Raw genomic sequence first — 13,491 nt, 5'->3', positions numbered from 1 at the left:
CACTCGGTCTACCGGAAGCGCCTCTATGCTGCCAACACAATCGCGGTGTCAGGGTTAGCCCTGACACCGCATAGTAAAAAAATACATGATATAAGAAGCAGAAACCGACAACCATGAAAACAGAAAACATTTTCCTCCTTTACCTAACCTTCTTGGTAGCCATGCCTACCAAGGCTCAATATAGGTTTGACAAGCCGCTCTATGGTGCTGCCTATTATCATGAGTATATGCCCTACGAACGTCTGGACGAAGACATCCGGCTCATGAAGAACGCTGGACTGAATGTTGTACGTGTCGGGGAATCGACATGGGGGTTATTCGAACCGCAAGAAGGGGTATTTGATTTTAATTGGATGGATCGCATCATCGACAAGATGTACCAAGCAGGTATCAAAGTGATATTGGGTACTCCTACCTACTCCATTCCGGCTTGGCTAGCCCATAAACACCCCGAGGTAATGGCCGAATATCTCCGAGGCAGTAAAGCCTATTATGGCATTAGACAGAATATAGATTTTACCAATCCCACATTTAAATATTACAGCGAAAGGATCATTCGCAAACTAATGGAAAGATATGCTCAACACCCGGGAGTAATCGGCTATCAGGTAGACAATGAGACCGAAGCACGTGGTATAAACAACCGCGATTACTTCGTTGGGTTCCGCAACTACGTTAAAGGACGCTTCAACAATGATCTTGCTCTTCTTAACAAAGAATGGGGAATGAATTACTGGGGGATGAATATCAACAGCTGGGAAGAATTCTATACCCGGGATGGTGTTACCAATCCCTTCTATAAAAACGAGTGGGAACGGTACAACCGCAAACAGGTGGCTGATTTCCTGAATTGGCAATGTGATATCGTCAATACGTACAAACGCGAAGATCAGTTTATCACCCATTGCTTTATGCCCGATTTTCATGATATCGACCAGGTAGAAAGCTTTCGACAGATGCAATATCCTGCCATCAACATTTACCACGATGTGCAGGACAAACAGGACGGTCAGCGCATCGCCTATGCAGGTGATTTTGTACGCACTGTCGCGCACAACAATTATCTTGTCACGGAAACCAATGCCCAGGGAACCGGATGGGATTCGCGCACACAATATCCACCCTACGACAAGCAATTGAGGCAAAATGTCTACGGACATTATGCCTCCGGTGCGAATATGGTGGAATACTGGCACTGGGCGACCTTACATTACGGGCAAGAAACGTACTGGCGCGGTATCCTGGGACATGACCTGCAGCCTAATCGCGTCTACGACGAGTTCAAAACGACTTCAGAAGAGCTGAAGAAAATTGGGAACCAGATCGTAGATCTGAAAAAGAAAAACAAGGTAGCCATACTCTATAGCCACGACTCCTACCACGCGCTAAATTTTATGCCGTATACTCACAAAAGCAATTACCCAATCGATATGGTACATAGATCATTATACTTCCAAAATATCGAGACCGACATCCTGCCTTGTGATAAAACTATCAATTTCAAGGGATACGATATGTTGGTGATTCCGCCGCTATATGTTGCCACCGATGAGCTGTTAAAGGCCATTGAGCAGTTTGTAAAGGAAGGCGGGCATGTCGTAATGATGTTCAAAAGCGGGTATTGCAACGAGCATTCGGCAGTCAGGGCGTCGCTCTCTCCCGGCCCCTTGCGCAAGGCCTGCGGGTTCTACTATCAGGAATATTCGACAATCGGTGAAATGCTCCTGAAAAATAATCCCTTCCAATTGAAAAATAACAAGCAGATCAGTGACTGGTACGAGTTTCTGATCCCTGAGACAGCTGAACCGCTGGCTTATGCCGAACACAGCTTTTTCGGCAAATGGCCCGTCATTACCCAGAACAAATATGGCAAGGGAATGCTGACCTATATAGGAACCTATCCATCTCAAGAACTGCTCGATAGCATCATAAGAAAGGTCGCTGTAGAAGCTCAAATCATCCCCGCAGATAAGTTCATCTTCCCTATTATCGAACGTTCGGGTACCAATAAATCGGGAAAAAAAATTCACTATTTTTTTAACTACAGTGCAGCAGCCAAAGAAATCACCTATACCTATCGGCCTGCGAACGAACTGGTTTCGGGTATTGCACTACAATCTGGTAACAAGATAGTCCTGGAGCCCTGGGACGTATTAATTATGGAAGAGAAATGATCCATCATCCATCTAACTATTAAACAACTTTCATGAAAACATTTTTAGTCAGCATATTTCTATATTTATCGTTTGGCCTCTGTGCCCAAACGATTACCGTGCAGTCACCTAACGGACAGATCGCTGTGCATATCGACCTTTCCAACGAACTTCAGTATACCGTTTTTTATAAGGGTCAGCCATTGATATACCCCTCCCCCTTGGGTTTTGAGTTACAGGATGGACCGGCCATTCATAAAGGCTTTACTTTGCTAAATGATGCCCGTTCTAACTTTCAGCAAGAATCCTGGGCACCCGTGGTCAAAAACAAGCATGCTCAAGTTACCATGAAATGGAATGAAACACATCTCGCTCTCGTAGAAAAAGGAGGCGAAAAGCGCCGAATGGATCTCTTTTTTAGAGCGTACAATAATGGAATCGCCTTCCGCTATCAACTCTATAGCAGTCAGCGAATCGGCAATAGAGCCATCAGTCGGGAAATGACGGGTTTTTCGGTACCAGCACATGCCCAAGCATGGATAGCAGAATATGATCCCTCCTATACCTCCAGTCAGGAGAGCGAATTTAATAAGCGACCAGTGTCTGCATTAAAGCCGACAACTGTAGCCGGACTGCCACTGCTGGTCGAAATCAATAAAGACAACTATCTGGCTATCACTGAAGCAAACCTAGACAACTTCCCAGGATGCTACATTGGTCGCGAAGCCGAAGATACCACAGCGAAAGTCATGCTCACCACCAAGCTCTCACCCCTTCCCGGCGAAAAAGAAGAGGGCATCAAAGCACGCTTTGCAGACAAAATATATACCCCTTGGCGCGTGGTGATGATAGCTGACAAACCCGGACACTTCATCGAATCTGAAATAGTGCAATCGCTCAACCCGCCCTGTGCCATTGACGATCCTTCATGGATACAGCCCGGTCTTTGTGCATGGGATCACTGGTGGAGCGGTGAAGTAAAAATGGAAATGGCTGTCATTAAACAATACATCGACTTTGCTGCAGCGCAGGGATGGCCCTATATGCTCATCGACTGGCAGTGGTATGGCCCATTTAACCAAGCTCAGGCCGACATTACCAAACCTGCTCCACAACTCGATATGACTGAAATCATCGCATATGCCCGTGAAAGGAATGTACGCATCTGGTTGTGGCTATACAGCACGGACGCCAACCGTAATAATGCATTCGAAGAAGCCTTTGCCTTATACCAACAATGGGGTATCGCGGGCGTGAAAATAGATTTTATGGATCGTGATGATCAGGATATGGTAAATTGGTACCGTAAAGTGATCAAAAAAGCTGCTGAGCACCGGCTTATGGTCAACTTTCATGGTGCATATAAACCGGATGGTATTGAACGTACCTATCCCAACATGATAACCCGGGAGGGCGTGCTTGGCGAAGAATATGCGAAATTTTCGAAACGCATTACGGCTGCTCATAACGTCACACTACCTTTTACGCGTATGTTGGCAGGCCCCATGGACTACACTCCCGGCGGTTTTCTCAACGTTACTCCCGAACGGTTTAAGAATCAATCTCCTACTCAGGTAATGAATACACGCTGTGCAGAACTCGCCAAATTCGTGATCTATGAGAGTCCATTAACGGTCTTTTCTGATCACCCCAAACATGTGTTGGGGCAGCCCGGAAGTGACTTTCTAAAGATTGTTCCCACAGTATGGGATGATATTCGCTTTATCGATGGGTATCCAGGAGAATACATTGCGCTAGCCAAACGTTCAGGAAAAAACTGGTTTATCGGTGCCATGAATAATCACGCGGCACGTAAGATTGACTTACTAACCGATTTTCTACCCGCTGGCGAATATGAGCTGGAATACTGGGCAGATGCGAACGACGCAACAGAGAATCCCACAAAGCTCCAAAAAAAACGTCTGATAATCGAGTCTGGGACGACAATAACGATACGAATGGCAAACAGTGGCGGCTATGTCGCTGTGCTTAAACCCCTTTGATCCAACTTAAACAATGAAAAATATAATGACAACTATGTGTAAGAAAATTTTTGATATGTTATTGCTAATAACGGCGTTTGCCTATCCCGCCGCTGCCCACGCCCAACAACAGCGGCACGAGCAGGCACAGCAAGGCAAATTCCAGCCAACTTGGGAATCTCTCGCACAGTACGAGGCGCCAGAGTGGTTTCGCAATGCGAAATTTGGAATCTGGGCCCACTGGGGTCCCCAATGTCAGCCCGAACAGGGCGACTGGTATGCCCGAGGCATGTATGACGAAGGAAGCTGGCAATATAATGCACATGTGCAACGGTATGGCCATCCTTCTGTATTTGGTTTTAAAGACATCATTCATACTTGGAAGGCCGAAAAATGGAACCCCGAAAGGCTTGTCGCCTTATACAAAAAGGCAGGCGCACAATATTTCTTCGCGATGGGCAACCACCACGATAACTTTGACCTATGGCACAGTAAGTATCAAAAATGGAATTCGGTCAACATGGGGCCCAAACGCGACATCCTCGCGGCATGGTCGAAGGCCGCAAAAAAAAATAAGCTGCCATTTGGTGTCAGTATTCATTCATCTCATGCCTGGACATGGTATGAAACATCACAAAGGGCTGATAAGTCGGGGCCTTTTCAAGGTATACCATACGATGGACATATGACGAAAGAAGATGGTAAAGGTAAATGGTGGGAAGGCTATGATCCGCAGGAATTGTACCGTCAAAACCATTCGCTGAGCCAGGGTAGCGAAGATGTGAAATCACTCTGGGCACAATGGGATTGGCATAATGGGGCCTCCCTGCCGACTCAAGATTATATTGACAATTTTTACGACAGAACGGTGGATATGATCAACAGTTATCAGCCAGACCTCTTGTATTTCGATGATACCACGCTCCCACTATGGCCCATAAGCAATGTCGGGCTCGATATTGCTGCTCATTTTTATAACAGCAATGCAAAGAAAAACAATGGAAAATTAGGCGCTGTATTGTTCGGAAAGATCCTCAGCGAACCCCAAAAGGAATGCTTGGTGTGGGATGTCGAGCGTGGCGTCCCAGATAAAGTTCAAGAAAAAGCATGGCAGACCTGCACCTGCCTGGGAAGCTGGCATTATAACAGATCGGATTACGAAAACAACAATTACAAGTCGAGTAAGACGGTCATACATATGCTCATTGATATTGTCAGCAAAAATGGAAACCTCTTGCTCAATGTGCCAATCAAGGGCGATGGCAGCATAGACGAAAAAGAAGAACAAGTATTGCATGAGATCGGCGAATGGATGCAAGTGAACAAAGAGGGAATTTTTGACACTAGACCTTGGAAGATCTTTGGCGAGGGGCCAAGTGCGGAAGAATCAAAACCGTTAAATGCCGCTGGATTCAACGAAGACAAAGAAAAGATGTATAGTTCTAGAGACATTCGTTTTGTTCAGAAAAACAACTCGATTTATGCCCACATCATGGCATGGCCGCAGGATGGAGCAATTAGCATAAGATCTTTGGGAAGAAAAAACAAGGCAATAGAACCAATAGTCGTGCAATCCGTCGCCCTGCTGGGATACGATAAAAAGTTGACATTTCAACAAAGCGATGAATATCTTTCTGTAAAGCTGCCAGCGATAAAGCCAAACCAGATTTCACTTGTTCTGAAAATAAACTAGATTCACACCTAAAACAAACTCAATGATAACATTTTCAGCGACATGACTAACAAACAACACATGAATAAAACTATTGACAAAATAAAAATAACACTATTGTGGTTGCAAATATTTCCAATCCTATTGCATGCACAGTCGGCAATGACTAATATTGAGGGACGACAATCGACCAGTTTGAACGGTATATGGAATATTATCATCGACCCTTTCGATGCTGGATCGGGCAACTGGGCCGCCTACTACAAAGACCGAAAGCCAACAAACGACTCCGACTTTGTCGAATATGCTTTTGAAGGCGGCCCCCAGCTCTATGTTCCCGGCGACTTTAATTCGCAGCTTCCGGACCTCAAATATTACGAAAGTAGCATCTGGTACAAACGTACATTTTCCATACAAACGACGGCAAACAACAGATTCTTCCTCCACTTTGGAGCCGTCAATTATAGAGCCGAAATCTATTTGAATGGAGCCAAAATCGGTGAACATGAAGGTGGATTTACTCCGTTCCAGTTCGAAGTAACAGATCAGCTCAAAAACGGGGACAACAGCCTGATTGTAAAAGTTAACAACCAGCGTGTGAAAGACGGTATCCCCGGTCTCGGATTTGACTGGTTCAATTATGGTGGAATAACGCGGGATGTCGACCTTGTCTCCACACCTAAAACTTATATCAAGGATTACTTTATCCAGCTGTCGCAAAACAATGAGAATATCGTCAAGGGATATGTGAAACTGGATGGCTCGACTAAACAACAAGAAATCCGGATAAGCATTCCCGAACTAGGTGCCAATTTCAGAACAAGAACCAATGAGGATGGAATGGCAACACTGCGGTTCCCCCTTAAAAACAAAAGCCTGTGGACGCCAGCAAATCCTAAACTATACGACGTGATTGTATCTGCACAAACAGACACTATACAAGAAAAGATTGGCTTCAGAACGATTAGAGTGGATGGGACAGATATCTTACTTAACGGCAAATCAATCTTTCTAAAAGGCATTAATATCCACGAGGAGATTCCACAGCGCCAGTCTCGTGCATACCATGAGAGTGACTATAAAATCCTTCTGGACTGGGCTAAAGAACTGGGCTGTAACTATGTCCGCCTAGTACACTACCCGCATCATGAAAAGATGGTAAAAATGGCAGAGAAAATGGGACTGATGGTTTGGGAAAAGCTTCCGGTGTACCAAGGAATCGATTTTGCCAACGAGAGCATGAAGGAAAAAATGAGCTTAATGCTAAAAGAAATGATTTCGCGCGATCAAAACAGAGCAGCCATTATCATATGGAGTCTTTCAAACGAAACCTACTCCTCCCCTCCGCGCGACAGCGCACTGAAAAGGTTATATCAGCTCACAAAATCGCTGGACGATACCCGACTGGTAACATCAGCGCTCAACAATATGCGCTTTGAGGGTAACAAGGCTTATATTGAAGACGAGGTGAATAGTTTCATGGATGTCATGGCCATCAATCAATATCTCGGCTGGTACAAACAATGGCCTGAAGCGAATAAAGAAGTGGAGTGGATATCCAAATTCAATAAACCGCTTATTTTTTCGGAATTTGGCGGTGAAGCAGTTTTTGGCAACAATAATAATCCCGAACGCGCCAGTAGCTGGAGCGAGGATTATCTCGCAAATATTTATAAGCGACAGTTTAACATGTTTAAATCCATATCTTATCTTCGCGGAGTGACACCGTGGCTCCTCGTCGACTTTCGCTCGCCGGGCAGAGCACACCCCCTGTACCAGAAAGGTTGGAATAGAAAAGGATTGTTGTCTGATCGCGGAGAAAAAAAGAAAGCGTGGTATATAGTCGCTGGTTATTTTAAAGATAACTAAAAACAATCAAAAGCAGCCCTGCATAAAAGGACTTCCCCAATCTCTCTTCTCGGGAAGTCCCCGCTTTTCGCAGCGAGATGCCGAAAACACAGAGCAGGTACCGACACGATAGGAATAAAAGCGATTTCCTAACGGACTTTCAGAAAGAACCGACTGTATCAGGAGACAAATACCGGATAAACGATTTGATATTGATGATATGTTCAAGCTGGCTATCCAAATAAGTTTGGTGTAAGGGGGAAGGTATGATTAATTGCAAGTTCTGGGCGATCATCTCATCAGTCTGGTTCTTGCTTATAGCCGGTTCCAATGTTATTAAATGTTTAGCCGAAATACGATCCGCTTCGGAAAGGACTTGTCTCCATCGATCTTTGGCCGTCGTTTTTACTCCAAGCATAAAGAGGCGTTCTGCAGGAAATGTAATATCATGATAGGATTCCGAAGAGGGGAAAATAAAATCAGGGCGATTATTTCTCTCCGTCTTTGCTCCTTTTGAATACTTCACATCACACACATCAAAAATATGTCGAAGGTGGTTTTCAAAACTATGTCCTGCTCTGGACTTACGCCTATTAATGACGGTCAGCGCAAATTTCAAAAATGCATCTACGTCCTCCCCAAACCCTTCTCTGATTTTTTCACCGACCACAGCGCGTTCAAAAACTCTGAGTAGCTCTCCTTCCCTTTCCCACCAAGACATTAATGCGCCATCCGGATCATCAAGCGGGCTCACATGCAGTACAGTGGACCGTGCAAATTCCGAAAAGATAGCGGTGCTTGGAAAAGACAGCCCAAACCGGTCTAGCATTAGAGCCAGATAATCTGGCTCGTTCGGAATATTGATCTCCACGCCGATAGATTCAAGGATATATCTGCCTGCAAAGCCTAGATCAGCATAATCTTCCCTGTAGTCCCTGACGACAAACCGGTTATCTACCTCTTCTAAACCGAAAAGATACAGTAACTGTTTTTCGGAAGTGGAGCCCTGCGCTGCTACCATCACCTTTAGATCATTCTGCACAGTTTTGCCCATGATCACGAGATCTCCGACCGATGCATTTCGAATGATTTCGTTATCGGAATAGTACAACCTAAATTCGGGAGAACGCGACGGATTATTCTCCCTTACATCATACCATGTAAAATCTGACGGATTGTCGATCACCTCATCTTCGTCGTCCGCAAAATAAATAATACTTCCGGCAAAATTCAATCTGTCTTTACCGAGAATATCCCTGAATCTATTGATCCCGTTAAATTCGTGCTGATTGGAAAAAATTTCCACACGGCTCAGGCGTTTTGCAGCAATTCCCACAAAATGATCTGATAATTTAGTACTCATATCAATGGATATTAGCTATGTCTGATAATACCTACCCCAAGCCTTAAGTAAATAACTGTTGTTTTTACTCATTTCCCACTGGCCTACACATCCTCTTTCAAAATCAAGGACGTGGGCACGCATTGATTCCCATGATCAAAATCGATTACCTTACTTCAGTAGTTGGCTGATAATCTCTTTCGCTAAGGTTTTGATCACCGGAACCGAGACAGAATTACCAAACTGTTTATAGGCCTGCGCATCCGAAACCGCTATTTCAAACCGCTCGTTCTCATTACGTTCGTCTATAGGATACCCTTGCAACCGTGCTGCTTCGATGGGGTGTAGTTTACGCGGCCTTTTGCCCAGGGTGCTCTGATCAATTAATATCTCCGACCCATCCTTGTAGTAGCGCGCGGATATAGTGCTGGTATAAGGGGAATCATCTCGAAAAAGCGAATATCCAAATCCGTTCCCTTTTTCACCATGCTCCTTTTTGCGCCGCTGATGGCCGTCCCAAAGCTTATCCGAAATCGTATAGGTCCGACCTGTCAGGGACTCGATCCGTTCAAGTTCTTCCTCATCAAGCAAAATCTGGCCCACACTCGTAGGCAGACTCTCGGGATCTCTCAGATTGCGTTCGAATATCGGTGTACCCTCTCTGTTGAGCCCCCATGGAAATCTAAAATCAGTGGCCTGTACCAGTTGTTTATACCATGCTACAATAAAAATCCGCTCCCGATTTTGCGGCACCCCAAAATTCTTACTATTCAAAACTTCGGCTCTAACCTCATACCCCAATTCCTCGAGATGATGCTTTATAGTCTCAAAAGTTCTTCCCTTATCATGATTTTTCAATCCCTTCACATTTTCCAAAAATAGAACCTTAGGGATAAGGTCGTTATTGTTTTGCTTTTTTGATGCCTCTATTTTGGTGCGTACGATCTCTTCAATATTGAAAAACAATGTACCTCTTGTATCGCCAAAGCCTTTTTTTAATCCCGCGTGAGAAAAAGGCTGACAAGGAAATCCCGCACACAGAAGATCAAATTGCGGAATACTATTGTAATCCAGACTCTTATCTGTGATATCCTGATTAAAATTACCCGACTCAAACAGTTCGGGAGACCACTTTTTGTAGTTATGCTCGTAAGTGATTCTGGCAAACTTGTCAATTTCGGATGCGAAAACGCATTTACCTCCTACGCTGTGCATCGCGATATGAAAACCACCAATACCCGCAAATAAATCTATAAAATTGAATTTGTTTTTGCTATCTAGCCTTGCATTATCCCCTGTTTTCTTCGGGGTAGTTTTTTTAGTCTTTACTTCCACGCTATATCCTTTCATAAATAAAATGTCAGATCCATCAAATTAGGCCTGGTCTAATGTATGGCTCTCCTGAAAAAACACCGCAAATGTCGTATCCAATGCAATGATTATCTTTTCCAGATTGACGATAGAAACATTTCTCTTACCGTTTTCAATTTCGTTGAGGTATGTCTTGTCCATGGCAGCTTTAAACGCCAAAGCCTCCTGAGTTAAGCCCAGTGACTTACGTAACTCTCTAATTCTCAGCCCAACTTTTATTTTGATATCCATATTGCAAAGTCGCCAAAATTGGCTTATAAGTCAATCGGATATAAGTGAACTTTTGGATTATTTCAAGGATAGACCTTAAAATGATTCTCAGGACATATCCAGGTATAATTTTTGGAATTCTCTGATCTCATACCTATCCCGCCTTCAACATTTTCTTTGAGGCAATATTTGAAAAAATCCGTCATTGTGATATAGCGCCATTGCAGGAACTCACGCGTCCTCTGATCTTTTATCTGCTTTATAAAATAATAAGTCTCCATCCCGATCTGCCGCTTTAAATCTCCAAAGAAGCCAATACGTTCTATATCCATGCCAAAGCCTTTTGGTTCCCGCTTACAGAGATCTTTCTCCTTGACTTCAAGTAAATAATAGTCATCTGTTTTTCCAGAAAGTACTATCTGATCAATATCAGTAGGCTTCCCCCGTTCATATTGAAGCCCTATATATCCGTCAAAGACGAGCCGCTGCAGATATAGTTCTTTTAAGTGGGTTTCATCAAAGCGCATTAATGTGTCCGCAAAATGTTGTTTTATGCAGGAGTTAACCTCGTCTTTATACGAATGGTATGTTTTCCTAAACTCTGCCAGAAGCTCGTCCAATGAGGAGCTGATAAAGTCGCCGTCCTTAAATTTATATACAATAAATGTGGGAACAAGGATAGATTTGCCAATATTCAAGATATCTTTTCTGTCCCAGGTATGTGATGTATCCGCGTTCCAGCATAAAATATACAGTGCTTTGCAGCTCACGTTTGAAAACCTGCTATAAACGTCGCGGTAGTTTTCGATCGGTTGTGATGTCACAGTAAAATAAACGGGGTTTTCCAAATATGACGTCTTCTGTTTAATGGGTACAAACATCCCTCCGTCCAAAAAGATATTGTCAGGTTTTCTAAGTGTCATAAATTCCTTAAAGTCCAGTTCGCCCACAAAGCCATCAAACCGATGCTTGTATTGCACACTGCCCCTGACATTATAGGCAATCAAAGTGCTTAAGTTGTCGATAATTTCTGCTTTCAAGGCTATCTGTATAAGGTAAACATATTAACCTAAATTATAAAAAAGAACCAATAGACGCAATAGGATATAAGTGAACTCAGCTTCCACAAACGACTTCCACAAAAATATTGTTCCGTTAGACAAGATATTTGTAATTTTAGCAAATGGGGAACTACGAAGAGGAAGCAGATAAAATACATGTCCCACGTTTTGAGGAAGCTGCCGGTTTCTATACGAGCCCGACACGCAGCTTCAACATGTCCAAAATCAGAAGTCGCAATTCAAAGCCGGAATTAATACTACGAAAAGCATTGTGGGCTAAAAACATACGATTTCGTTTGCACGATAAATCTCTTCCTGGAACTCCGGATATTGTCATTAAAAAATATAAACTCGCCATATTCGTAGATGGAGAATTCTGGCATGGCTTTGACTGGAAAAATAATAAAGAGCGTATCAAATCCAATCAGCTTTTCTGGATTCCGAAGATCGAACGTAATATGCAAAAAGACAGACGTGTCAACAAAGCCCTGCGCGATATGGATTACGTCGTTTTCAGATTCTGGACACAGGACATTCTCAGAAATCTTCCTAAAGTGCTCAATCAAATTGAGTTGTTTCTCGAAACTAGGAGGCTCTGGCCATAATTTCCCAACGAACTAAAAACTTCGTGATATCGGGTGCATCAACTGTTGCCCCGGCCTATATATTAAAACATAGGATAAAAAAGCAGCGCCCTGATGGCAGCGACAATCATTCTTTTCCAGCTAATCACACTGCCGTAGCGGTTCAAGGGGCTACTTTTATCACACAAAAGCATGAACGGAGGTATTCTCGCCTATCTTGTGTCGGGATACGTGGCTTACCTATACCCCAGGACAACATGTCGCAGTAGTTACTGTATCGTTCGCCGATCAAGAGGAGCTTAGGATTAGACGACCTCGCCCTTTTTTAATTCTTTGTAAACCAAATTCCATCGAGATCAGTTCAAAAATAAACTTAAATATAAAAATTATGGCACTAACAACAGGAAACGAGGACAAGGTTACGAAAGGTATCGAAAAAGAAACATCAAAGCTTCCATCAGTTTTATTTTTAGGTGCGGCTTTTGTCGCTATGGGAGTTTCTGCGGCATTGAAATGTTGCAAAACAACACGCGACAGTGACGCACTGTTCATCGGCCAATGGGCTGCACCTTTTCTACTGCTGGGTATTTACAATAAGATTGTAAAAACTGAAGGCCACGATTAGAAGCTTATTTGAATTGTTGATCAAAAAAGACGGAATTTGTTCCGTCTTTTTTGATTTTATAAACCTACCAGAGCAACTATCCTTCACTGACTTGAATAGTTTTGAAATAGGTATCTTCGTTTATCATCGGCGTCGCCATCTGATTTTACCTTGCTGAATCATGTCGATATATTTCTGGATATGCTCCTCGGTTAATACGGTTTGTTCGTCATAGTGATATTCAAATCGTTTACTAAAACGATCATACTGAACACTTGCAGCATAAACATCATTCACGAAAAAATGCCAAATATTATACTTCTTAGGTCTGACTCGCACAACGTAACGCTTCCCCTGATGATAGAACATTTGTGGCACATCGTGATCGTAGCGTAATATGAGTGCATCGATACAGGCCTCTTTTATGTCATCTGCAAGCTCGCCATACGCAAGCAGCCAGCTTCCTCGATCTTTTCGAAAGATATAATAAATAATACTGTTTTTATGATACAAATAGAAATCGCGCATACCCGGGCCTCTTCCATGCACGACAATCTGCGCAAACATTACTCTTCCCCGACAGTGAATTTCAAGCAGATTCATAGCTCAAAACCACTAATAATTTTAGTAATTTTCAAAATTCTGTCTTCGGATAGGATGTTTG

Annotated in this window: 11 protein-coding genes; 6 read left to right on the top strand and 5 right to left on the bottom strand. The window is 43.4% G+C overall.

The genetic code is table 11. The features are described from left to right. Nucleotides 1–113: 113 nt before the first annotated feature. The 4 genes from FGL37_RS17425 to FGL37_RS17410 are packed head-to-tail and all read left to right on the top strand — an operon-like array spanning nucleotide 114 to nucleotide 7,676. On the top strand, nucleotides 114–2,174 hold the full coding sequence (locus FGL37_RS17425; RefSeq protein ID WP_028068802.1) for a beta-galactosidase: 2,061 nt from the start codon (nucleotides 114–116) through the stop codon (nucleotides 2,172–2,174). A gap of 32 nt (nucleotides 2,175–2,206) precedes the next feature. Further along, on the top strand, nucleotides 2,207–4,156 hold the full coding sequence (locus FGL37_RS25560; protein ID WP_081817798.1) for a glycoside hydrolase family 97 protein: 1,950 nt from the start codon (nucleotides 2,207–2,209) through the stop codon (nucleotides 4,154–4,156). A gap of 55 nt (nucleotides 4,157–4,211) precedes the next feature. Continuing rightward, a complete protein-coding gene (locus tag FGL37_RS17415; protein ID WP_197734480.1) occupies nucleotides 4,212–5,828 on the top strand; it encodes an alpha-L-fucosidase in 1,617 nt (538 codons plus the stop codon). A 60-nt stretch (nucleotides 5,829–5,888) separates the two neighbouring features. Next, nucleotides 5,889–7,676 (top strand): glycoside hydrolase family 2 protein, encoded by a 1,788-nt coding sequence (locus FGL37_RS17410; RefSeq protein WP_028068805.1) that lies wholly within the window; start codon nucleotides 5,889–5,891, stop codon nucleotides 7,674–7,676. A 139-nt stretch (nucleotides 7,677–7,815) separates the two neighbouring features. On the opposite strand, the gene FGL37_RS17405 is transcribed toward FGL37_RS17410, so the two are convergent. The 4 genes from FGL37_RS17405 to FGL37_RS17390 form a co-directional block, all read right to left on the bottom strand. After that, nucleotides 7,816–9,018: a type II restriction endonuclease gene (locus FGL37_RS17405; RefSeq protein ID WP_028068806.1), complete on the bottom strand. Its 1,203-nt coding sequence runs from the start codon at nucleotides 9,016–9,018 to the stop codon at nucleotides 7,816–7,818. Between the two features lie 150 nt (nucleotides 9,019–9,168). Beyond that, on the bottom strand, nucleotides 9,169–10,347 hold the full coding sequence (gene dcm / locus FGL37_RS17400) for a DNA (cytosine-5-)-methyltransferase (protein ID WP_081817799.1): 1,179 nt from the start codon (nucleotides 10,345–10,347) through the stop codon (nucleotides 9,169–9,171). Nucleotides 10,348–10,371: 24 nt separating this feature from the next. After that, nucleotides 10,372–10,599 (bottom strand): helix-turn-helix domain-containing protein, encoded by a 228-nt coding sequence (locus FGL37_RS17395; protein ID WP_028068808.1) that lies wholly within the window; start codon nucleotides 10,597–10,599, stop codon nucleotides 10,372–10,374. Nucleotides 10,600–10,661: 62 nt separating this feature from the next. Continuing rightward, nucleotides 10,662–11,618 carry a hypothetical protein gene (locus FGL37_RS17390; protein ID WP_028068809.1) on the bottom strand — a complete coding sequence of 319 codons (957 nt, stop codon included), beginning with the start codon at nucleotides 11,616–11,618 and terminating at the stop codon, nucleotides 10,662–10,664. 143 nt (nucleotides 11,619–11,761) lie between these two features. Between FGL37_RS17390 and FGL37_RS17385 the strand changes: the two genes are divergently transcribed. Beyond that, a complete protein-coding gene (locus tag FGL37_RS17385) occupies nucleotides 11,762–12,244 on the top strand; it encodes a very short patch repair endonuclease (RefSeq protein WP_028068810.1) in 483 nt (160 codons plus the stop codon). Nucleotides 12,245–12,611: 367 nt separating this feature from the next. Further along, nucleotides 12,612–12,848: a hypothetical protein gene (locus FGL37_RS17380; RefSeq protein ID WP_028068811.1), complete on the top strand. Its 237-nt coding sequence runs from the start codon at nucleotides 12,612–12,614 to the stop codon at nucleotides 12,846–12,848. Between the two features lie 123 nt (nucleotides 12,849–12,971). Here the strand turns inward: FGL37_RS17380 and FGL37_RS17375 are convergent, their stop codons facing one another. Then, nucleotides 12,972–13,430, bottom strand: coding sequence for a hypothetical protein (locus FGL37_RS17375; protein WP_028068812.1), 459 nt, complete (start codon nucleotides 13,428–13,430; stop codon nucleotides 12,972–12,974). Nucleotides 13,431–13,491 lie beyond the last annotated feature (61 nt).

The sequence above is a fragment of the Sphingobacterium thalpophilum genome, from assembly GCF_901482695.1.
In the GTDB taxonomy this organism is placed as follows: Bacteria; Bacteroidota; Bacteroidia; order Sphingobacteriales; family Sphingobacteriaceae; genus Sphingobacterium; species Sphingobacterium thalpophilum.
The sequence above is the reverse complement of the archived record's forward strand: the minus strand, read 5'-3'. Positions and strand labels throughout refer to the sequence as shown.